Annotated in this window: 19 protein-coding genes; 15 read left to right on the top strand and 4 right to left on the bottom strand. The window is 64.5% G+C overall.

Translation table 11 applies throughout. The annotated features are described in order from the left end of the window. Window positions 1-442: 442 nt before the first annotated feature. The 8 genes from ACM61V_RS19130 to ACM61V_RS19095 all read left to right on the top strand — a co-directional run bounded on the left by ACM61V_RS19130 (window position 443) and on the right by ACM61V_RS19095 (window position 9,105). Window positions 443-733 (top strand): hypothetical protein, encoded by a 291-nt coding sequence (locus tag ACM61V_RS19130; RefSeq protein ID WP_419714507.1) that lies wholly within the window; start codon window positions 443-445, stop codon window positions 731-733. Beyond that, on the top strand, window positions 723-3,029 hold the full coding sequence (locus ACM61V_RS19125) for a type IV secretion system DNA-binding domain-containing protein (RefSeq protein ID WP_419714506.1): 2,307 nt from the start codon (window positions 723-725) through the stop codon (window positions 3,027-3,029). Before ACM61V_RS19130 ends, ACM61V_RS19125 begins: the two co-directional genes overlap by 11 nt. Beyond that, complete coding sequence (gene mobF / locus ACM61V_RS19120; protein ID WP_419714505.1) at window positions 3,029-6,073, top strand: MobF family relaxase; 3,045 nt, start codon at window positions 3,029-3,031, stop codon at window positions 6,071-6,073. Before ACM61V_RS19125 ends, mobF begins: the two co-directional genes overlap by 1 nt. Window positions 6,074-6,123: 50 nt before the next feature. Continuing rightward, window positions 6,124-6,324 carry a hypothetical protein gene (locus ACM61V_RS19115; RefSeq protein ID WP_107396176.1) on the top strand — a complete coding sequence of 67 codons (201 nt, stop codon included), beginning with the start codon at window positions 6,124-6,126 and terminating at the stop codon, window positions 6,322-6,324. Window positions 6,325-6,336: 12 nt separating this feature from the next. Next, complete coding sequence (locus ACM61V_RS19110; protein WP_419714504.1) at window positions 6,337-6,846, top strand: DUF2726 domain-containing protein; 510 nt, start codon at window positions 6,337-6,339, stop codon at window positions 6,844-6,846. 6 nt (window positions 6,847-6,852) lie between these two features. Continuing rightward, entirely contained in the window at window positions 6,853-7,512 is a 660-nt protein-coding gene (locus ACM61V_RS19105) for a hypothetical protein (protein ID WP_419714503.1), read from the top strand. A 72-nt stretch (window positions 7,513-7,584) separates the two neighbouring features. Beyond that, on the top strand, window positions 7,585-8,235 hold the full coding sequence (locus ACM61V_RS19100) for a BON domain-containing protein (protein ID WP_419714502.1): 651 nt from the start codon (window positions 7,585-7,587) through the stop codon (window positions 8,233-8,235). Window positions 8,236-8,376: 141 nt separating this feature from the next. Then, window positions 8,377-9,105: a Crp/Fnr family transcriptional regulator gene (locus ACM61V_RS19095; protein ID WP_419714501.1), complete on the top strand. Its 729-nt coding sequence runs from the start codon at window positions 8,377-8,379 to the stop codon at window positions 9,103-9,105. A gap of 18 nt (window positions 9,106-9,123) precedes the next feature. Here the strand turns inward: ACM61V_RS19095 and ACM61V_RS19090 are convergent, their stop codons facing one another. Both ACM61V_RS19090 and ACM61V_RS19085 read right to left on the bottom strand, forming a co-directional pair. After that, the gene (locus tag ACM61V_RS19090; RefSeq protein WP_419714500.1) at window positions 9,124-9,747 is read right to left on the bottom strand and encodes a response regulator transcription factor; all 624 of its coding nucleotides are present in this window, start codon (window positions 9,745-9,747) and stop codon (window positions 9,124-9,126) included. A gap of 364 nt (window positions 9,748-10,111) precedes the next feature. After that, entirely contained in the window at window positions 10,112-10,249 is a 138-nt protein-coding gene (locus ACM61V_RS19085; RefSeq protein WP_170112695.1) for a hypothetical protein, read from the bottom strand. A 266-nt stretch (window positions 10,250-10,515) separates the two neighbouring features. Here ACM61V_RS19085 and ACM61V_RS19080 point away from each other — a divergent pair, with 266 nt between their 5' ends. Next, entirely contained in the window at window positions 10,516-10,911 is a 396-nt protein-coding gene (locus ACM61V_RS19080; RefSeq protein WP_419714499.1) for a cupin domain-containing protein, read from the top strand. Window positions 10,912-11,018: 107 nt separating this feature from the next. Here ACM61V_RS19080 and ACM61V_RS19075 read toward each other — a convergent pair whose 3' ends face one another. Beyond that, the gene (locus ACM61V_RS19075) at window positions 11,019-12,572 is read right to left on the bottom strand and encodes an AAA family ATPase (RefSeq protein WP_419714498.1); all 1,554 of its coding nucleotides are present in this window, start codon (window positions 12,570-12,572) and stop codon (window positions 11,019-11,021) included. 161 nt (window positions 12,573-12,733) lie between these two features. Between ACM61V_RS19075 and ACM61V_RS19070 the strand changes: the two genes are divergently transcribed. Next, the gene (locus ACM61V_RS19070) at window positions 12,734-13,711 is read left to right on the top strand and encodes an ATP-binding protein (protein WP_419714497.1); all 978 of its coding nucleotides are present in this window, start codon (window positions 12,734-12,736) and stop codon (window positions 13,709-13,711) included. Here the strand turns inward: ACM61V_RS19070 and ACM61V_RS19065 are convergent, their stop codons facing one another. Next, window positions 13,712-14,974, bottom strand: coding sequence for an MgtC/SapB family protein (locus ACM61V_RS19065; protein ID WP_419714496.1), 1,263 nt, complete (start codon window positions 14,972-14,974; stop codon window positions 13,712-13,714). 137 nt (window positions 14,975-15,111) lie between these two features. Here ACM61V_RS19065 and hemN point away from each other — a divergent pair, with 137 nt between their 5' ends. From hemN to ACM61V_RS19040, 5 genes are all read left to right on the top strand, one after another. Continuing rightward, window positions 15,112-16,455, top strand: coding sequence for an oxygen-independent coproporphyrinogen III oxidase (gene hemN / locus ACM61V_RS19060; protein WP_419714495.1), 1,344 nt, complete (start codon window positions 15,112-15,114; stop codon window positions 16,453-16,455). A gap of 512 nt (window positions 16,456-16,967) precedes the next feature. Beyond that, a complete protein-coding gene (locus tag ACM61V_RS19055) occupies window positions 16,968-18,560 on the top strand; it encodes a PAS domain S-box protein (RefSeq protein WP_107396200.1) in 1,593 nt (530 codons plus the stop codon). After that, window positions 18,550-19,164 (top strand): response regulator transcription factor, encoded by a 615-nt coding sequence (locus tag ACM61V_RS19050; protein WP_107396185.1) that lies wholly within the window; start codon window positions 18,550-18,552, stop codon window positions 19,162-19,164. Before ACM61V_RS19055 ends, ACM61V_RS19050 begins: the two co-directional genes overlap by 11 nt. A gap of 86 nt (window positions 19,165-19,250) precedes the next feature. Then, complete coding sequence (locus tag ACM61V_RS19045; protein WP_107396186.1) at window positions 19,251-19,667, top strand: response regulator transcription factor; 417 nt, start codon at window positions 19,251-19,253, stop codon at window positions 19,665-19,667. 47 nt (window positions 19,668-19,714) lie between these two features. Continuing rightward, entirely contained in the window at window positions 19,715-21,340 is a 1,626-nt protein-coding gene (locus ACM61V_RS19040; RefSeq protein WP_245897003.1) for an MBL fold metallo-hydrolase, read from the top strand.

Raw genomic sequence — 21,340 nt, 5'->3', positions numbered from 1 at the left:
GGCGCAGGTCCACGCCACCGGAAGCGCAACTTGGACGGCAGGTATCCCGGTCCCGGTTCCCGCGCATCCGTCCGACCGCTGCGCCATGGTTCCGTCCGAAGGACGGCCTGGCGCCTCGCCGGAAGCGCTTTCCCCTCCACATCGACCGCGTCACAAGACGCCCCGGGGACTGGAACAGCCCTGGTGCAGAGAAGCACACCGAACGCACCTCGGTGCATTGGAATCCTGGCGGAAATCAGGATGTTACGAGGAAACGTAGCTGTGGGACAATGTGGGACAGATATTTGGGCCATCTAAAAGGCTGAAATACCAATGCCTTGACTGTCCCACGATGAACACGGTTGATTGGTCCCCCAGCTTCGAGTTGCTCCCGGCCTCTCGCTCCGGTATAGAGATGGTCGGTTTCTGAGACCCCACCAGCCTCCCTGCTAGGAGGCTGACATTGAAAACCCCCACAAGGCACTGCACGGTCAGACTCGACCTTGCGCACTATAATGGGCTCGCGGCGATCGCGGCGGAGCGCGGATGCAAGCCGTCCGATGTCATCCGAACCGCGGTTCAGGGCTTTCTCGCCTCCTCCAATCTGATCAGCGCAAGCCAGCGCCGGATCGCGCGCATCAGCGAGTTCCAGCAGCTCGCGCTCGACATCATCATCCGCGAGCAATTTCCCGAATATCGCGACCGCATCATTGCCGAAACCGACAAGCGCCTGGAGCAATATCATGGCGCGTGAGGACATCCGCACGGACGGGCGCCCGGTCCCGCTCACCCATCATTCCGCGCGTGGCCGCGTCCAGCGCAACGCCGGCAATTTCACCCGCGGCAGTCAGCTCCTCACCCACGAGATGATGATGTGGTTCTCGGGCGCGAAGCTGCCTTTCATCCTCTGGTTCTTCGCCTTCATGGGCGCCTGGTTCATCATCATGTCGATCAAGCTCGACGAGCATGGTTTCCAGCTCGTCTGCATGAAGCTCTATGCGACCATCTGGAACTGGGTCGACCTCAATCCGAACAAGCGCGTCAACGTCACGCTGCCCAATGGCGAGCTCTTGCGGACCGTGATGAAAGCGGTCCCCTATATCCCCGAGGTTATCAAGGCCTGGGCCGTCGCGATGCGGGGCCTGCTCGGCGCCTTTCTGGTCTCGATCTTCATCACCATTCCGGCGGCCATCTGGTTCGTCGACATCTCCCACCGGCGCGGCCGTTCGATCCTTCAGGAACGCCATGAACGCGGCGCCATGCTCGTCGATCGCGGCGTTCTGCTCGCGGAAATCAACGAGCACAACCGCATCAAGTTCGAGGAGGAAGCCGCCGATCTTTTCCCCGGCATGCCGTCGCGGCAAGTGCTGGCCATGCCGTTTCGCGCGCGCAAGGAAGCCGGCATCCATCATCCCTACACGCTCGCCGGCATCCCCTTTCCGCATCGCACCGAGCAGTCGCATGCGATGCTCATCGGTACCACCGGCTCGGGCAAGACGACCGAACTGAGGAGCCTCGTCACCCAGATGCGCGAGCGTCAGGACACCGCCGTCATCTTCGACCTGACCGGTGCCTATGTCGAAGCCTTCTACGATCCCACGCGCGACACGATCCTCAATCCCATGGACGCGCGTTGCCCCGCCTGGTCGATCTTCAACGACTGCCGCACGCACAGCGAGTTCACCGCAGCCGCGGCCGCACTGATCCCTTCGGACGGCGGTTCCTCCGAACCCTTCTGGGCGCTTGCGGCGCGCACCCTGTTCATCGAAATGTGCGTGCGGCTTCAGGAACGGGGTCAGACCAGCAATCTCGCTCTGTCCGAGAACCTGATGACCGCGGACCTCAAGCGCGTCCACCGCTTCCTCGCAAACACGATCGCCGACCCGCTCACCGCGCCGGAAGCGGCGCGCATGGCGGAATCGATCCGCGCCGTCTTCAACACCAATGCACAGGTCCTGCGCTTCCTCCCCGATGACGGGGAACCCTTCTCGATCCGTGACTGGATCACCCGCGACAAGAAGCCCGGCTCGATCCTCTTCGTGACGTCGAGCTACGTCGACTTGCCGATGAACCGGGCGCTCCTGACGCTCTGGATGGACCTCGCCATCAACCGCCTGATGACGCTGCCGCGCACGCGGTCATTGCGGACCTGGTTCATGTTCGACGAGCTCGGCGCGCTCCACCGTTTGCCCGCGATCGAAAACGGTCTCCAGACCGCCCGCGCGTTCGGCGGCGCGATGATCCTCGGCATCCACAGCTTCGAAAAACTGGTTGAAGTCTACGGCGAACAGGGCGCGCGCAATCTCGCCTCGCTCGCCCGTTCCAAGCTTATTCTGGCGACCGCCGATCTCGACACGGCCGAGCAATGCGCGCGCTACATCGGCAACCGCGAGGTCCGCCAGATGGATGAGGCCTATAGCTACGGCTACAACAACACCCGCGACGCCTCGACGCTCACCCCGCGCAAGCAGGTCGAGCCGCTCGTCATCGCCGACGACATCACCAACCTGCCCTCGATGCACGGCTTCGTGAAATTCCCCGACGGCTTTCCCGTCGCGCGTATTCTCCTCGAGTGGAAGGACTATCCCCAGCTCGCCCAGGGCTTCGTGCCAAGACCCGATATTCAGCCCGTTCGGTCGAAGCGCGGAGAGGAAGCGTTCGAGGAGGATGGGGCAGGGGAGGCCGGCGGGCGTGATGGCGCGGGGCAGGTGATCGGAGAGGTGTCCGAGACCACCAATCTTGCGCGTGATCTGGCCGCGAGGATCCTGTCGGCCGAGGTCGAGGAGGAGGACGATGCCGCCCGGCGCGCAGCCCAACGCGCCGACGATCGCGACGAACAGGCAACGCCTGCCACCCAGGCCGCGGACAAGGCGGCAGCAGCGCGCTCTGGCAGCGAGGAACAGCCCGTCGCCACGCGCGATCGTGACGATCGGCGCGATGGCCACCGGCACGGTTCCACTGCACCGCAGGTCGAAGACCAGACACTCGCCGAACTGCGCCAGGACTTCTCATCGGGCCGCGACCATGATGGCATGGACATGGGCATCTGATGCTCTCCGTCGCCGGCGTCCGCTCCGCTTCCGGTGCCGCGAACTATTTCGCGAAGGACGACTATTACACCGTCGAGGGCTCGTCCGAGATCAGCGCCTGGGGCGGCGAGGGGGCCGATGCGATCGGCCTCTCCGGCGAGGTCTCCAAGGACGCTTTCGAAGGCGTGCTCAACGGCATCCTTCCCAGCGGCGAGGCGGTGGCCCAGGTCGAGAACCGGCGCGCCGGCTACGACCTCACTTTCTCGATGCCGAAATCGGCCTCCGTCATGGCCTATGTCGCCGGCGACAAGCGCGTGCTCGCTGCCAATATGGCGGCCGTCCAGAAGACCATGGCCTGGGTCGAAAAGAACCTCGCCGAGGGCCGCCGCGACGTCGAGGGGCGGAAGGTTCCGGTCCAGACCGGCAACCTCGTCTACGCGCTGTTCCAGCACGACACCAGCCGCGCCCTCGATCCGCAGGCCCACATCCATGCCGTCATCGCCAATCTCACCCGGATGCCCGATGGCAAATGGCAGGCGCTCCACGCGGACAAGATCTGGAGCCACAACAGCATCATCGGTTCGATCTACCATGCCTTCCTGCGCGCGGGCCTCGAACAGATCGGCTACCAGCTCGACCTCAAGGGCAAGCACGGCACATTCGAGATCGCTGGCGTGCCCAAGGCGGTGGTCGAGGAGTATAGTCAGCGACGCGAGGAGATCCTCGACCGGGCGACCCAGCTCGGCATCAAGTCGCCCGAAGGCCTGCGCGAGATCACCAAGCGTTCGCGCGATCCCAAGCTCGATGTCGAGGATCGCGCTGCGCTCAAGCAGGACTGGATCGACCGGGCGGCCGCGCTCGGCTTCAACGGCAAGGATCTGATGGCGGCGGCCGAGGCACGCGCCGGGATGATGCAACCAGAAGGCACGCTGGAGCGCGGTTACCGGGCGATTGCGGATGCCATCGAAGGCGCGCGCGATCGCCTAGGAAGCCTGATGCGTCCACGCGATCCGCTGGTCGACAATGCGCTGGCCCGCGCCGTCAAATCTCCGGGAGAGGCGCGCGCGCAGCTCGCCGTCGCATCGGCCGTGCGCATTCTTTCCGAACGCGAAGCCGCCTGGCCCGTCGCTCTTCTGAGCAAGACCGCGCTCGATCTTGGCCTCAAGGGCGTCACCGTCGACATGATCGAGAAGCGGATCGACCGGCTGGTCGAGAACCGTCAGCTCATACCGGGCATCGCGACCGCTGCGGACCGGACCGGCCGCATGGTCACTACCCAGGAAGCTCTGCGGACCGAGGAGAAGATCCTCGGGGCCGTCGAGGAAGGAAAGGGGAGGGCGGAGCCGATAATCGCAGCAGCCGATGCTCCCCAGCGTTTGCAGGATGCCGCCGCACTTCCCCTCAATCCGGGGCAACTCGCCGCCGCGACGGTGATCCTGTCTTCCGCCGACCGCACGGTCTCGATCCAGGGCGTCGCGGGTGCCGGCAAGTCGACCATGCTCCAGGCGGTCTCGCGTGTTGCCGAAGCGGAGGGCCGGACGATCACGGGCCTCGCGTTCCAGAACAAGATGGTGGCGGACCTCGCCGAAGGGGCCGGTATCAAGGCGCAGACCATCGCTTCGTTCGTGCTCGCGAACGAGCGGTTCATCGAAGAGCGCGGGACCCAGCGCTTCGATACCGCACGCGACAAGCTCGCCGGCACCATGCTCGTCGTCGACGAAACCTCGATGGTGTCGTCGAACGACATGCTCAAGCTCCACCAGATCAGCGCCGCGCTGGGCGTCGACAAGCTCGTCCTGGTCGGCGATCGCCAGCAGCTGTCCTCGATCGACGCCGGGAAGGCCTTCGCCATGATTCAGGCGGGCGGCGGCACCATGGCACGCATGGACCAGAATATCCGCCAGCGCACCGATCAGCTGCGCACGGTCGCCGCGCTCGCCAATATCGGCAAGGCCGCTGCGGCGATGAAGGTGCTGGGGGACCATGTCGTCGAGGCGTCCGAGCCTGCCGCCGCCGCGGCCGACATGTGGCTCGGGCTCGATCCCGCGGAGCGCGAGGCGACCGCCGTCTTCGCTTCGGGCCGTGATGCCCGGGCCATCATCAATCAGCGCATCCAGGACGGATTGATCGGCGAAGGCAGCGTCAAGGGCCAAGCCATCCATCTCACCGTCTACGAGCGGGTCAACACCACCCGCGAAGAGCTGCGCTACGCTTCGACCTACCGGCCGGGCCAGACGCTCGAAGTGGGTCGGGGCGGTGCGCAGGACATCGGCCTGGCGGGCGGACGCTACGATGTTCTGAAAGTCCACTCCAACGGCAAGATCGAATTGTCGGACGGCCGACGCAAGATTCGGTTCGATCCGCAAAAGCTCTCGCCGACGGAACAGCGCGATCGGCTGCAGCTCTCCGAGAAGAAGGACCTTCAGCTGCGCGAAGGCGACCGCATCCGCTGGACCGCCAACGACAAGGAGCGCGGCCTCCACAATGCCGCGCTCGCGCGGATCATCGGCGTCGATACCGACGGGGTCAGGGTCGAGACTGCAGACAAGGGGGTCCTGACGCTAGGGCTCGGTGATCCCATGCTGTCCAGACTCGACCTTGCCTACAGCCTCAACATGCACATGGCGCAGGGCATCACCACCGACAAGGCGATCACGGTCATGTCGGCGCATGAAAGGAATCTGTCGAACCAGCGGCTGTTCAATGTCGGCGTCACCCGCGTGCGCGATGAGCTCACCATGATCGTCGACGACCGGGAGAAGCTCGAGCGCCAGCTCGACATGAATCCCGGCAACAAGACATCCGCGCTCGAAACGCTGGGCCGGCTCGACATCGACGGCAAGAAAGGGCCCGGGGCTCAGCCCCGCGAGAAGTTCGACCCCGGTCCGATCGACGGGGTCGATCTCTCGGACCTTCCGCCGCTTCCGACCGACTTGCCGCCATTGCCAGACAGCGCTGCGCCCGCGCCAACCGCCAGGGACCCGAAGCCGCCGCCGGATCTGAAGCCCGATCGCGGTGACCCGCTGCCGCCGCTGCCGGAGCGCAGCCTGGGCCTCGACCTGTGAACTGGAAAGCCGCTGGCGGAGTGCCCGTGGCAAGGAGAAGGAGACGAACGATGGGTTGGGAATTTGAAGAAGCCGGAAAGTTCGGCAGTGAAAAGGCGGCGGATGACTATGCCCGCCGCAACAATCTCGATCCGCGCGATGTCCAGATCACGCGCAAGGGCGACGAGGTACAGCTCAATATCCGCCGATCGGCCGTCGATGGCCGCAACCTTCGCGACAATGGCGAAGGCCGCCGGGACGGCTGGGGTTGAAGGGAGGCAACAATGAGCACTTCCGAATTTCTGGCCTCGCTCCTGTTCGTGGCCGTCATCGTGGCGCTTGGCTGGTCGAAGATGTCCCGGGGCTTCGGGCCGCAGAAGCCCCTGGAGCCCGTGGCACGGCCGTTCATGACACAGCGCGAGCAGGCTATGCTGGCCGCGCTCGAGCACGTGCTGCCGATGTACCGCATTCACGCGCAGGTCGCGATGGGCGCACTCCTCAAAGTGCCTGCCGTGCCTGGCCGAAGGGTCACGCCGGCGGACTGGAATCCCTTCGCCCGTAAGATCGTCGACTTCGTGGTCGAGGATCCCACAACGGGTAGAGTGGTCGCATTGATCGAGATCGACGACCGCTCGCATGATGCCGACAAGGATCGGTTGCGCGATGCGATGACGGCGCAGGCGGGCTATCTGACCCTGCGGATACCGGCAGGCGCAAGACCGACGGTCCAGCACGTGCTCGGCGTCGTCGGCGTTCTTCGCGAAAACGCGGCCGACGCCGCGTACCAGGGATAGTTCGCTATGGGACTCGACGATCGCGACTACATGCGCGAGCGCTACCGCGCGCGCTCCGGGGCCACGAAGTGGAGCGATCGTGCCGGGCGCGTCGAAGGCGCTTGGTTCGATCCTGTCAACCGGGGCTTCGACTATCAGAAGGGCAGGTTTCGAGGGGCCCGGCGTGGCCGGGGCAGCCTCCTACGCTGGTTGCCTTTCGCGTTGAGCCTGCTGCTGATCGCGATCCCCGCCTATTATTCGCTCAAGCGCGAAGGCTGGCTGCCCGATACCCGGCCGGGTCTTGCGTTCCCCGAGAGCGGCAGCGTCACCATAGGCCCCGGGGTCAGACCAAAGAGCGCCACAGCCCGCCTGACCGTGACGACGTCAAATGCCAATGCGGTCGTCCAGCTCTTTGAACCGGAAAGCGGGCGGCATATCCTTTCGCTCTATGTTCGCAAGAACGAGCAGACGACGACGGTCGTCCCGCCCGGAACCTATCGAATGAAGATCGTCGAAGGGCAGCGCTGGCATGGGCCGAAGGACTTCTTCGGGTCATCCACCACCTATGAAGCCGTCGCGCAGCTGATGACCTTCACCGAGACGGAGGGCCACCAGATCGACCTCAACAGGCGTCCGAACGGCAACCTGCCGACGCGGCCAAACTGGAGCGCTCCCGCGCCGCTGTAATGCGCGGAGGCAGACGGCTTCTCATGATATTGTCACATCGGCCGCGTAGGTCTTTCGGGCAGGAGGAACCCCATGTCCGATGATCTCGATCTGCAAGAGGCCGTGCTGGATGAGTTGCGCTGGGAGCCTCGGCTGGAAGCGGCGCATCTTGATGTGATTGTCCATGACGACGTCGTGACGCTCACGGGGCACGTCGACACCTATGCCCAAAAGCATGCGGCCGAAGTCGCCGCCCATAGGGTCAAAGGTGTTCACGCGCTCGCGAACGACGTCGAGGTTCGCCTGCCGGCCGATGATCAACGCACCGACGAGGACATCGCCGCCGCAGCGCTCGAACGTCTGGCCTGGGACGTGACCATTCCCGACGGGACGATCCATCTGACCGTCGAGGATGGATGGGTCACACTCGGAGGCCATGTCGACTGGCACTATCAGCGCGAAAATGCAGAGCAGGCGCTGCAGCGGCTCTACGGGGTTACGGGCATTTCCAATGAAATCGCCATCAAGAAGCAGATCGACGCCGGGCATATCAGCGACGACATCATGCATGCACTGCATCGCTCCTGGTTCTTCGATCCCAAGACGATCGACGTCCGCGTCGATGAGGGAACGGTGTTCCTGAGCGGCACGGTTCACACGCCGCATGATCGGCAGGTCGCGGCGGCAACGGCCTGGGCTGCCCCCGGTGTGACCGACGTCCGGAACGAGATCGACGTCGCCTGATCTTCGCGGTCGCCGCACAGCAGCGGCTCGTTACGTATAGTTCCCAATGTCGAGCCGCATGAGCCGAAGCTACCCCCGGTTCATGCCGACAAGAACCCTTGAACCCGCCACGAGCTTGGTGCCACTTCAGGCCGTTCGCTCATGACCGCGCTTGCTTTCGCGCCCGCCCAGACCTGTCAGGATCCCGCGATCCACGGCTGTGCCGCGTGCCCGGTCCGCATCGATGCGCTGTGCGGAGCCCTCGAGACCCCCGACGAGCTCGAGACGATCCATCGGCTCGGCCGGCGTATCGAAGTGTCGCGCGGGCAGACGGTCGTTTGGGAGGGCGATGAATCGCTCGTGGTCGGCAATGTGATCGAAGGCCTGCTCAAGCTGTCGATCATCAGCGCCAACGGGACGGAGCAGATCGTCGGTCTCGCCTATCCATCCGACTTCATCGGCAGGCCGTTCGGCGCCAATGCCGGCCACAGTGTGACCGCGCTGGTCGATTCCACCATTTGCGTCTTTCCCCGGCGGGCCTTCGATGCTTTTGCCGAAACCCATCCGCAGCTTGGACAAGCGCTCTTGCGGCGCACGCTCGACGATCTGGACAGGGCACGCCAGTGGATGGTTCTCCTCGCCCGCAAATCGGCGAGCGCGCGCGTCGCAAGCCTTTTGCTGGACATGTGGGACCGCTGCCCGTCCGGACCGGACCGAACGGTCATGCTTCCCCTGTCGCGGCAGCAGATGGCCGATCTTCTCGGCCTGGTCATCGAGACCGTGAGCCGGTCGATCACCGCGCTCCGGGACAAGGGGGTGGTCTCGCTTCCCGGCGGACGACGGCTGGTTGTCGAGGAGCCCGAAAGCCTCAAGGCCATCGCGGCAGACTGAGCATCGCTCAGGAACGTCTCATGTCTCGGGTCGGTCCAGTTCAGCGGCGAAGGCGATCCTGAGCGCCTCCGAGAGGGTATGAACGCCGAATTTGACCATGAGGTTCGCGCGATGCACTTCGACCGTGCGCGGCGATATACCGAGTTCGAGGCCAATGGCCTTGTTCGCCAACCCCTGCACCAGCCCACGCAGGACCTGGCGCTCGCGCGTGGATAGACCCGCGACGAGCAGTCTTGCCTCTTGCGCGCGAAGATCTCGCAGCCGCTGTTCGCCCAGGCGCGCGAATGCCTGGTCGAGGGCGCCAAGTACGGCCTCTTTTTCGAACGGCTTTTCGATGAGCTCGACCGCGCCCAGCTTCATGACCTTCACCGCGGTCGCGACATCGCCATGTCCGGTGAGGAAGACGATCGGCATCGCGATGCCGCGCTCAATCATGACCTCCTGAACCTGCAGCCCGTCGATGTCGGGCATCCTTATGTCGAGAAGGACGCAGCCCGGCTCGAGATGCTTGACCTCTTTCAGAAAGGCCGCACCTGTTGCGAACGTCGCGACCCGGTAGCCGGACGTTTTTAGCATGAAACTGATCGAGCGTCGGATAGATTCTTCGTCATCGACGATATAAGCGATCCGCCGCTCCGTCACACATTCCTCGCCACTGCCGCGTCAGCGAGCTCCACAGGCAGCATGGATGCATCGGCTTTGCCGTGGCCGAGCCGGCGAGCGACTGGATAATGCTCAAAATTCGGACGGCAGACAGCGCACACGACACACCTTGTGTTTCCCCCGCCGCCAGTCGGGACGGTTGATCGCGCGCAAACATAAGGAAAAAACGCGCCCCGCGTATTTCCCGAAGGTATTATATTCCGCAGGCCGCCCGACCGAAGTCGAGAGCCTATGTTTCCCGCGCGACAGCGGGCCGAACCTCACGATCAAGATTGGAACGGCGTCGGCAACCTATGCCGAACGCCGTCTCATGTCCACCCAAAGGGGCAGGGCACCGCGGGGGTCAACGGACAGCGAGCGACCAGATCGCCTGCACGCCGAGTATCAGCGACAGAAGCGCCAGCCCGACCATCATGCGGAGCTGCGGCTGGCTGGCGCGACGCACGGGCGCAGCAGCGGTTCTGATCAGGAAGGCGGTCATGTCCTCGTCCTTTGTCGTCGCCTTGCAACCTTCGGGGAATCTTACGGTCGCCCCCATTCGTAATTTTACGGAAGGAAGCGCGATCGGTAAGACGATCGCATCGATTGCCAAGCCGGCCTCACGCAGCGGGACCGCGGCGACAGGCGTCTACGTAGCATCCCGGACAGACTTTTCCCGGCTGCCGCGCGAAATTGTGTGGTGCAGGGGCGGGCTCGGTCCGAAACCGCCCGACGGCATCGAAGGACGCATTTGCGAAAGGAAAATCCATGCGAGGGTTTGTCGCGGATATCGAGGATCTGACCACAGATAATGGCGACTTCCGGCGTGTCCTGTACACGGGCCGCAACCTTCAGCTCGTCGTCATGTCCCTGAAGCCCGGCGAGGAAATCGGCCTCGAGACCCACGACGACCGCGACCAGTTCTTCCGCGTCGAGAGCGGGGCCGGGGAAGTCCTGATCGACGGCGAAAAGACCCCGATCGCCGATAATGACGGCATCATCGTCCCGGCTGGTGCTCTGCACAATGTGATCAATACCGGTGACGCGCCGCTCAAGCTCTATACGATCTACGGTCCTCCCGAACATGTCGACGGAACCGTCCACCGCACCAAGGCCGACGCCGAGATGCACCACGAGCATTTCGACGGCAGGACGACGGAGTAGGCGCTTTCGCGCGCGCCACTTGTCATCTTGCAGAGGGTTTGCCTGCACCCATCCTTTCCATGAAACTCTGGTGTGTCGGCGACGGTATCCAGACCGCCTAGAGCGCCTTATTCACGAAGAAGCGCCCGGACGTTCTGCGCGACGCCTTCGCGTGGGCCAGCCGCGGTTACACGGTGCCAGGTCCCAAGCTCTCCGATATCGTAACGCTCCTGCAGACGGGCGACGGCGAGGTCTGCATCTGAAGCGTCGTTCTTTCGGCCTTCGATCCTCGCCTGAAGCGTTGCCGGGGGCGCCTCGAGCCATATGCCTGAAAATGTGGCGTCCAAGTCGCTTGCCGTCCTTTCGATTGCGTCGCGTTCCGCGCGGTCGGCAAATACGGCGTCAGCGATCGCCGAATGTCCGGCCTCAAGCGCGCGTGCCGCGAGCATGCCCATCTCTTGGTACACGCCGTCGCTGGCCTCCTTGGTGTAGGCGTCCTTGCCCAGCGGATCTTCGGGCTTCAGCCCGGCCATTCGCTTGCGCAAGACATCCGACCGGACGATGCGCGCGCCAGGCGCGCGTCCGAGCTCACCGCCGACGATCCGCGCGATGGTGGATTTTCCCGTGCCGGAAAGACCGCCGATCGCGACCAGACGCGGTGGGGGTGCGTCGAGGAGGCCGATCGCCAGCGAGAAATAGGCCTGCGCACGCGCCACGAGCGGCTGAGGGTTGTCAGAGGCCTTGCCTTGGGCGGCGAGCGCGTGCGCCCGGATCGTCGCGCGAATGGAGAGAAAGAGCGGCAAGAGAGGCAGTCCGTCCTCGTCGCCAGGCGACATATCCAGATAGCGGTTGAAAAGGCCATTGGCCTGGCGCCGTAGCCCGCGCTCCCACAAATCCATCAGCAGGAAGGCGAGATCGTAGAGCACATCGGTGGTGGCCAGTGCCTCGCTGAATTCAAGGCAATCGAACAGGACCGGCTCGTCGTCGATGACCGCGATGTTGGCGAGGTGAAGGTCGCCGTGGCCGTGCCTCACCCGGCCCTTTTTGCTGCGGGCGTCCAGCAGGGCCGACCATTGCCCGCCAAGTAGCAACGGCCGATCGACGAGGCGATCCCTCTCTTCTTCGGCAAAAAGCTCGGGATACCGCGCCAGGCTCTCGCGGTTACCCTGGATCACCGCCTCGATTAGCGCGTGGCCGGCTTGTCCGTCGGACCGCGCGGCGGTCTCGTGGAAGGCGACAATCGTGTCCGCGAGCTTCAGGACGAGCGCATCGTCGACCTCTCCGCGCTCGACGACATGCTCGAGCAGTGCATCGTCGGGGAAGCGGCGCATTTCGAGCAGCCAGTCGACAACCTCATCGCCCTGGCCGACCCGAAGCGCGCCAGTCTCGGTTCGGCACAACGGATGGACCGCCAGGTAGAGCTCCGGCGCGCTCCGGCGATTGAGTTCGAGTTCGGCCGTCAGCGCCGCACGGCGTTGGTCGACGTCCGAAAAATCGAGGTAAGGGAAGCGAACGGCGCGCTTCATCTTCCAGGCGCGGTCGCCGGCAAGGAAAACATAGGCCGCATGAGTATCAATGCGGCGGGCAGACTCGGCCGGGCAGAGCGTTCCCGGCGCCTCCAGATAGGCGACGGCGTCGGCCTGGGCATAGTGCGGGTCCGTCGGGATGGTCGATGCCGTCATGTCGCGCTCCGTCGACGCTCTGCTCGCGGCGAAACTAAGCCGGCGCGCTGCCCGGCTCCATCGGGAAGTCTACTAGGAGCAACCCCGAAGCAGAGTTACGTAACTTCCCGAATTCACCTCCAACTGTTCGCGCGCGATGCAAGCACGAGAGGAGGGGCCTCATGCTGGACGCCGCAAAGCAAATCTCGAGCCGCGAAAACATTCATGATTTGCGCAACCTCTTTGGAATCGTCGCGTCGGGAAGCCACCTCCTCGAGGGTCGGCTGACTGCCGAAAAGCGATCGCTTATCCTCGACGCGATCTCGGATGCTGCGCGACGTGGCGGACATTTGACGACAGCCCTCCTCGCCAAGGATGCCAATCCCATGCTCAAGTCGTTCGATCTCAATGAACATCTGAGCCAGCTGGAAGGGCTTCTTGCCGCGCAGGCAGCGCCAGGACTGGAGATCTGCCTCGACATTTCAAGCACGCGCTCGCCGGTCAAACTCGACGCTGCCTCGCTCGACGCCGCCATCCTGGAGCTCGTCGCCAATGCCCGGACGGCCGTTCGGGCAGGCGGGACCATCCACGTACGGAGCAAGCGAATCGGCCGGCGCGCGTGGATCCTCGTCGCAGACACCGGCATCGGGGCAAGCCGGGCGAGCCTCGACGCCATCCTAGCGGGCGAGACGAAGGCCGGGGCTAACGGCTCGGGGCTTCGGCGGGTGCGCCGTTTCGCGGAAGCCGCTCACGGGCGGTTTCTGATCCGCAGCCGCGAGGCATGCGGCACCGTCGCCGCGCTCGCTTTGCCGGTCACGCTCTTTCTCGGCGCGAGGAGCGAAGCGGCCAACGTCGGATTCCCTCATGTCTCGGACCGAACTCGGTCCAGGGTGCGAGCACGGCGCGGCGCCCAACAGGCGGCCTTGTCAGCGCGGCAGTGGACGGTCCGGCACCCTCAACCCGAAAAGCAGGAGCATGCAATGGCGACCCAACCCGGCGCTCCGGAGCCTGACATCGTCCGGCCGCAATCTCCCCCCGAGAGACCGGCGCCAGCAGATCCGGGAGAACGTCCGCAGCCGGGCGGTCCTGAAATCCTCCCCGATCAACCCGACTTCGATCGGCCCGACAGCTCGCCGCCAGAAATTCCCGGAACACTGTGATCACCGCACGGCCAGAAGGCCGGCGATACCGACTGCCGAGGCGACCACGGACCCCACCAGGGGAGCCGCGGCCTTCCATCCCTTGTGCCGCGGGCCCGCCAGGACGAGGGCGAGCACGGCTTTGAAGGCCGTGTTCGCAAGGACCGGAACAGCCAGGACAAGTCCGGCGGCTGTGCCATCGAGCGTGTTGTCGGGCATGCCCGACAAGGTCAGCACGGCCGCATCGACGTCCATCATCCCTGTGAGGCCGAGCACCACGACGATGCCCTGATCGCCATATTGCCGCATCGCCCAGCGCGCTGCGACCGCCATAGCCGCTACCAGACCGGCAAGGATCAAGGCGGGACGAAAATCGAGCGGGTTTCCGAGGCTGATGTCGCCGGCGTTCGCTTCATCCCGGCGATGGCGCAGAGCCAGCAATGTTGTCAGACCCCCGACCAGGAATGCCGGCACCATCGCGATCGCCAGCGAGACCGCGGCATGAGGCACCAACGCCGTCGCCAGTACCTGAACGCGTACGAACATCACCAGCGACGCAAGCGCGATACCGGCCACCAAGGCGCCCTCGGGCCCGTCATTCTGCTTGAGACGCCGCGCATAGCTTGCGGTCACCGCCGTCGACGAGACGAGTGCGCCGCACAGCGCGGTAATCATGATCCCTCTGGCCGATCCCAGACGGCGCGAGGCAACATAACCGACAAAGGAAAGGCCGAGGACGATGACCACCACCAGCCAGATTTGCCGAGGGTTCCAAGCCCCGAAGGGGCCAAAGTGGCCATCGGGTAGGAGCGGCAGGACGACCAGGGCGACGAGCGCGAACCGGGCGATCGACTCGACCTCTTGCTGCGACATGCCCTTCAGCATCGCGTGGGCCTGACTGCGCATAGTCAGGATGAGCGTCGTCACGGCCGCTGCCGCCAGCGTCTCCGTTACCATGCCCCGGGTTGCCAGCATCCCGAGCGCAAAGGTCACGACACCGACCAGCGTATTCGTCACTGACAGGCTGGCTTCGCGCAGCAGCGCGTTGCGATAACCGATCACGAGGCTGGCGAGGATCGCAAGGGCCATGACGGCGGCGACGATGTCGGGAAGATAGCCGGCAATCCCGCCGGCCAGTCCGAGCAGCGCGAATGTCCTCAGCCCGCTCACGCGGCTGCCATCGGCGGCATCGCGCTGGCGCCACCCGCGTTCGATCCCGATCAGTATCCCGACGGCGAGCGCGGCTGCCAGCCCGCGAAAGATCATATTGTCGAACAGCGTCATGCGTCGTGACTTGCTCCTGCGCCTTCACGCGCTTTGGTTACTGCGGTCTGCAATGATTGGCCCGTCCACGGGATGTCAATTCGGGCGCTACCCTATTGCCCGCGCATCCCGATTTGATTGCCATCAAGGCAAGCGCCGTGAAGAGGGGCCATATCCGCGGCATGTGGCCCTATTTCCCCGATCTCCTCGACCGCGCCGTCCCGCGATATACGAGCTATCCCACGGCGGCTGAATTCGCTGAAGGTATGGCTGAGGAGCCCTATCTCCGCCAGCTCGCGGCCGTCGATCCACGACAGCCAGTCTCGCTCTACGTCCATATTCCCTACTGCCGGGAGATATGCTGGTATTGCGGCTGCAACACCGGCGCGGCGGGGCGGGCCGGGCGCCTCCAAGCCTATCTGGACGCGCTGTGCGCGGAGGCAGACCTCGTATCGGCGGCGCTTCCGCCAGGCGTCGAAGTTGCGCGCATCTCTTTCGGCGGCGGTAGCCCGAACGCCCTGTCCGCACTCCAGTTCATTCGCCTCGCCGATCATCTGATGACGCGTTTTCGCGCGTTCAGTCCGTTGTTCTCGCTCGAGCTCGATCCTCGCGGACTCGACTCCGCCTGGGAGCATGCCATCGCCGGCCTGGGCATCGCGCGCGCAAGCCTTGGCGTCCAGACCTTGGCGCCGCACGTTCAGTCGGCGATCGGCAGGCATCAACCGCTCGAGATGATCGAGAGCGCCGTGGAGCTTCTGCGCCGTGCCGGTGTCGGCTCGCTGGGCTTCGATCTCATGTACGGGCTGCCCCACCAGTCGAGCGCGGATCTCGCTGACACGATCGACATGGCGCTGGCGCTCCAACCCGACCGTTTCTCAGTGTTCGGCTACGCGCATCTGCCTGCAGCAATACCCCGGCAGCGGCGCATTCAAGGCGACGCGCTGCCTCGAAGCAGGGAGCGCTTCGAGCAGGCCATGCTGGCCGATCGGCTGTTGCTCGAGGCAGGATATGTTCGAGTCGGGTTCGATCACTATGCGAAGCCGGACGATCCTCTTGCCCGCGCAGCCGGTGCCGGAGGGCTCCGGCGAAACTTCCAGGGGTTCACCGACGATGATTGCGATGTCCTGATCGGTCTCGGGGCGAGCGCGATCAGCAGCTTCCCCGACCTCCTTGCACAGAACGAGAAGAATGCCGGCCGCTATCGCATGCTGGTATCCGACGGCCGGGCGCCCGTTCGCCGGGGCGTGCTACGCGGGCCGGAAGACCAGCGTCGGGGGCGTCTGATCGAGCGTATCCTATGCGACGGGACCGTGAGCCTTCCAGCGGACCTCAACGCCGTGATCGGTCCGCCGCTCGGCGTTTTCCTGACGCGAGGGCTGGCGACGCGGGAAGGGGACACAATCGCGCTGACGGAGCAGGGGCGGCCCTACGCGCGGGCGCTCGCCTATCTGCTCGATGGTCACCGCGCCGAAGGGGAAGGTGCCTTCAGCAAAGCCGTGTGATCGTTCGGGTGCCCGCGTGGTAAGGGAATCCCGCTCCTCCGCCGGGTGACGGTCGGCCGGGCGGGCACCGCTTGCGCGCTAAATCATAGCGATCCCATAACATCTCTTGGCCGACCCGCGCCCCGATTGCTACTATCGCAAGCGGGGGACGGCGAGTTCGAATGCTGGCTCGCTCCCACTATCGCAAAGGGAGACGCCACATCCTCAAAGCACGCCGCGAAGCTGGAGAGAACCAATCCGGTTTGCCGGACATCACGCATGGTGCCTCGTTGGGCCGCATGCGAGGTTCCGTCCTGCTTGCGGTGATAGTCTTTACCGCGATTTTCCTGGCGCTGCGCCTGCTTCCGCCGGTTTTCAGCGACCCGTTGCTGCAATTTCTGGCCGCGCTCGCACTCACGGGCCTGATCGGCCTGCGCTTGCCGCTCGCCTTTCCATTCCTCGCCGCGGTCGCGGCGATCACGTTCCTTGGCGTCGTCACCTCCGAAGGCGAAATTGCGACGCCGCGCGGGTGGATGGGCGGCGTCGCGTTTCTTGTCGCCCTCGGGCTTCTTGCCAGCCGCAAGACCTTAGTCCGTCAATCCCCACCCGAAGCTGGCGGTGACGCAGCCGTCGCAGAGGAACTGAACCTCCTGATCGATGGGGCCGAGGACTACGCGATCTATATGCTGGACCCGGAAGGCCGCGTGACGATCTGGAACCATGGCGCCGAGCGCCTGATCGGCTGGACCGAAGCGGAAATGGTCGGCAAGTCGGCCAGTCTCTTCTACCCTACCGACACGATCGATGCGGGCCGGCCAGCTTCGGACCTCGCGGCTGCGCGCGACCAGGGCAAGGTCGAGCTCGACGACTGGAGGGTCCGAAAGGACGGAAGCGAATTCCTCGCCCACGTCTCCATCACGTCGCTTCGCGGTCAAGACGGGGCGCTGCGCGGCTTCGCCACTATCGTGCGCGACATAACCGACCAGCGCGCTGCCGAAGGGGCGCTGCGGACCAGCGAGAACCACCTTCGCTCGATCCTCTCGACCGTCCCGGATGCGATGATCGTGATCGACGAACGCGGCATCATGATGTCGTTCAGCGCCGCTGCCGAACGGCTCTTCGGCTACACGCAGGCCGACGTCGTCGGCAAGAATGTCAGCATGCTCATGCCCTCTCCCGATCGCGAGCGCCATGACGGCTATCTCGACCGGTACCTGCGCACCGGGGAAAAGCGCATCATCGGGATTGGCCGCGTCGTCTTCGCGGCGCGCAAGGACGGCACGACCTTTCCGATGGAGCTGTCGGTCGGCGAGGCGACCGGGGAGGGACAGCGGTTGTTCACCGGCTTCATCCGCGATATCACCGACCGCCAGCGGACCCAGGAGCAACTCGAGGAGCTTCAATCCGAACTGATCCACATCGCGCGTGTAAGCGCCATGGGGACCATGGCCTCGACGCTCGCGCACGAACTTAACCAGCCGATCACCGCCGTCGCCAACTATGTCGAAGCCGTCCGCGATCTTCTGGCTGTGCCCGATCCGGAGGATCTGCCGATGATCCGCGAGGCGCTGCAGGATGCCGTCGGCGAGGCCATGCGCGCCGGACATATCGTCCGCCGGCTTCGCGACTTCGTTGCCCGGGGCGAAGTCGAGAAGACGGTCGAGAAGCTGCCGCTGCTGATCAACGAAGCCGCCGCGTTCGGCCTTTTGGGCGCAAACGAGAAGTCGATCGAAGCGCGTTTCGACATCGACCATGACGTCGCGGACGTCCTCGTCGACAAGATTCAAATCCAGCAAGTCCTGGTGAACCTCATCCGCAACGCGGTCGAAGCGATGAGCACATCCGAGGAGCGCGTCCTCACAGTCTGTACCGAACCCGACCAGCCTGGTTTCGTCAGGGTGACCGTGGCGGACACTGGGCCTGGCGTCGCGCCCGAGGTGGCCGCGCAGCTTTTCACCGCGTTCATCAGCACGAAAAGCGAAGGAATGGGGCTGGGGCTCTCGATCTGCCGAACGATCGTCGAAGCAAATGGCGGCAGGATTTGGATGGAACCGCGAAAAGGTGGCGGTACACAGTTTCATTTCACTTTGGTAAGAGCGGAGCCGGAGAAGTTGGATGGGCGATAAGCGTTTAATTCATATAGTCGACGATGAAGATTCCATCCGCCGATCTGCCGGGTTCATGCTCAAGACCTCCGGCTTCGCGGTCGAGACCTGGACATCGGGCGTCGAGTTTCTGAAGCACGTCAAGAACGCGGAGCCGGGCTGCATTCTGCTCGACGTCCGCATGCCCGAAATGGACGGCCTCGAGGTCCAGCAGGCGTTGGCCGAGCGCGGCGTCGCGATGCCTGTCGTGGTCCTGACCGGCCATGGCGATATTTCGATCGCGGTCCGGGCGATGAAAGCCGGCGCAGTCGACTTCATCGAGAAGCCTTTCGAAAAGGCGGTGCTGATCTCTGCGATCGAGACCGCCTTTGCCCGCCTGGACGATACCGAGGGCCGCGCCAGCCGATCCGCCGAGGCTGCCGTGCTTGTCGCAGGGCTTACCGCCCGCGAGCAGGATGTCCTCAAGGGTCTCGCGCACGGCCTGCCTAACAAGACGATCGCCTACGATCTTGGCATTTCGCCCCGCACCGTCGAAGTGCATCGCGCCAACCTGATGACGAAGCTCAACGTCCGCAGTCTTTCCGAAGCCCTTCGCATCGCATTCGCCGCCGGGCTCAACACCTGACCCCTAGGACGATTACGTAGCGACCTTCGGCGCCGTTCCTGACATTTCCCGTCGACCAGCAATCGCGCTGGAGTTGATGGTGTATCATGGCAGGCGAAAATATCGCTACTCCGTCCCCGGATCGTCCCCGACTTCTTCTCGTCGAAGATGACGCTGGTGTCCGGCGCTCGCTACAGCTCTTGCTGCGTGCGCGGGGCTTCGACGTGCGGGCCTATTCCGCGGGGGCCGCTCTGCTCGCCGACCCGCTTGCGGACAGCGCGGGCTGTTTCGTCGCCGACTACAGCATGGACGATCTCGACGGTCTCGAGGTGCTCTCGCGCCTTCGCTCCCGAGGCTGGACCGGTCCCGCCGTTCTGATCACCGCCTTTCCGACCGCCGATCTTCGGGAACGCGCTCTTGCCAGCGGTTTCGACGAGGTCCTGGAAAAGCCGTTCCGCGAGCATGTTCTTGGCGACACCGTGGTACGCCTCACGCAAGCGCGCGAGGCTCATCGACTTTCATAGCCCCGCCGCGACGAGCCGGATCAAATATCGAAAATTGGAGAATTTGGATGGAGGCACCCGAGCTCATCTTTCATGGCGCAGCGCAGACCGTCACCGGCTCCTGTATGGAAGTCGCATGGGGCAAGCACCGGATTCTCATCGATTGCGGAATGTTCCAGGGATCCCGGAGCCTCGAGCGCTGCAATCACGACCCGTTCGATTTCCGGCCCGAGGCCATCGATGCGGTCATCCTCACCCACGCCCATATCGATCATAGCGGCCTCTTGCCGCGCCTGGCGGCAGAGGGCCTTAAGGCTCCGATCTTCACGACATCGCCCACGATGGACCTGATCGGCTATATGCTCGCGGACTCGGCCCGCCTCCAGGAACAGGATGCCGCGCACCGCAACAACCGCAAGGACCGCGCGGACGAGCCGAAGGTCGAACCTCTTTACACCATGGCGGACGCCGAGGCTGCGCTCGCGCTGGTTGAACCCGTCGAGCTGGGCGACTGGTTCGAGCCCGCTCCCGGCTTTCGGGCGCGGCTGTGGAACGCCGGCCACATTTTGGGATCGGCCTCGGTCGAACTCGAGGTTGGCGGCGTCACGACCCTTTTCTCGGGCGATCTCGGTCCGACGCCGAAGACGTTCCAACTCGCCCCCGACGGCCCGTCCGACATCGACTATGTCGTGTGCGAGAGCACCTATGGCGACCGCGACCGCGAAGATGTGACGATCGCCGAACGACAGGCTCTTCTCGAACAGGAAATTCGCGACGCAATGAGCCGCGGCGGCAATCTCGTCATCCCGGTCTTCGCGGTCGAGCGGACGCAGGAACTGCTGTTCGACATCGCCAGTCTCATGAACAGCGGCCGTCTTCCCGAGCGGCAGGTCTTCATCGACTCGCCTCTCGCGACGCGCGCGACCAGCGTCTTCGCCAAGCATGATCATGAGCTTGCGGCGATGGGGGAGGGGGAGGTGTTCCGCCTGCCCGCATTCCACTATGTCGAGAACTCGCTGGAATCGATGCGGCTCAACACCACGTCCGGCGCGATCATCCTTGCAGCTTCGGGCATGTGCGAAGGTGGGCGTATCCGCCATCATCTCGTCCACAACCTCGCCCGCCAGGATTCGACGATCCTCTTCGTCGGATACCAGGCCGTAGGAACGCTCGGCCGGATCATCCGCGATGGCGCCGAGCGGGTGCGCATCTCGGGCCGCGACATAGCGGTGCGCGCGCGTATTCGCGCAATAGACAGCTATTCGGCCCATGCCGATCGCAGCGATCTGCTCGCCTGGATCGGCAAGCGCACGCCGATCAAGGGAACGCTTTTTCTCGATCACGGCGAGGAACCCGCGATCGCGGCGCTCAAGGCAGCGAGCGAGAAGCTGGTTGCCGTTGCCGACGTCAGGGCGCCGGCGCTGGGCGAACGCTACAGTCTCGTGCCGAACGGTCCGGCGAAGAGACTGTCGACTGGCGATCCCGTCCGACAGCGGTGCGTGTCGCGCGATTGGCAGAACGATTACGCCGATTTCACAGTGCATCTCAAACGCAACCTGCAGCGGATCTCCGACGAAGCGGCCCGGCGCCACGCGCTCGAGCAGATGCGCAAGGTGCTCGATGACTATGACCATTTCCGCGAAGAGCGCCGCCATCGTGCGGAGGAGACCCCTTCGCAGAGACGCCGACGCTGA

It is taken from the genome of Sphingomonas sp. TX0543, from assembly GCF_048565505.1.
Taxonomy (GTDB): Bacteria; Pseudomonadota; Alphaproteobacteria; order Sphingomonadales; family Sphingomonadaceae; genus Sphingomonas.
Note: the sequence above shows the minus strand (reverse complement) of the source record. Positions and strands in the feature narration are given on the sequence as shown.

Bases quoted from the DNA above. Each gene is read 5' to 3' on its own strand.
- ACM61V_RS19125 (WP_419714506.1), top strand. From the start codon at position 723: ATGGCGCGTGAGGACATCCGCACGGACGGGCGCCCGGTCCCGCTCACC.
- mobF (WP_419714505.1), top strand. From the start codon at position 3,029: ATGCTCTCCGTCGCCGGCGTCCGCTCCGCTTCCGGTGCCGCGAACTAT.
- ACM61V_RS19115 (WP_107396176.1), top strand. From the start codon at position 6,124: ATGGGTTGGGAATTTGAAGAAGCCGGAAAGTTCGGCAGTGAAAAGGCG.
- ACM61V_RS19110 (WP_419714504.1), top strand. From the start codon at position 6,337: ATGAGCACTTCCGAATTTCTGGCCTCGCTCCTGTTCGTGGCCGTCATC.
- ACM61V_RS19105 (WP_419714503.1), top strand. From the start codon at position 6,853: ATGGGACTCGACGATCGCGACTACATGCGCGAGCGCTACCGCGCGCGC.
- ACM61V_RS19100 (WP_419714502.1), top strand. From the start codon at position 7,585: ATGTCCGATGATCTCGATCTGCAAGAGGCCGTGCTGGATGAGTTGCGC.
- ACM61V_RS19095 (WP_419714501.1), top strand. From the start codon at position 8,377: ATGACCGCGCTTGCTTTCGCGCCCGCCCAGACCTGTCAGGATCCCGCG.
- ACM61V_RS19085 (WP_170112695.1), bottom strand. From the start codon at position 10,249: ATGACCGCCTTCCTGATCAGAACCGCTGCTGCGCCCGTGCGTCGCGCC.
- ACM61V_RS19080 (WP_419714499.1), top strand. From the start codon at position 10,516: ATGCGAGGGTTTGTCGCGGATATCGAGGATCTGACCACAGATAATGGC.
- ACM61V_RS19075 (WP_419714498.1), bottom strand. From the start codon at position 12,572: ATGACGGCATCGACCATCCCGACGGACCCGCACTATGCCCAGGCCGAC.
- ACM61V_RS19070 (WP_419714497.1), top strand. From the start codon at position 12,734: ATGCTGGACGCCGCAAAGCAAATCTCGAGCCGCGAAAACATTCATGAT.
- ACM61V_RS19065 (WP_419714496.1), bottom strand. From the start codon at position 14,974: ATGACGCTGTTCGACAATATGATCTTTCGCGGGCTGGCAGCCGCGCTC.
- ACM61V_RS19055 (WP_107396200.1), top strand. From the start codon at position 16,968: ATGGGCGGCGTCGCGTTTCTTGTCGCCCTCGGGCTTCTTGCCAGCCGC.
- ACM61V_RS19050 (WP_107396185.1), top strand. From the start codon at position 18,550: ATGGGCGATAAGCGTTTAATTCATATAGTCGACGATGAAGATTCCATC.
- ACM61V_RS19045 (WP_107396186.1), top strand. From the start codon at position 19,251: ATGGCAGGCGAAAATATCGCTACTCCGTCCCCGGATCGTCCCCGACTT.
- ACM61V_RS19040 (WP_245897003.1), top strand. From the start codon at position 19,715: ATGGAGGCACCCGAGCTCATCTTTCATGGCGCAGCGCAGACCGTCACC.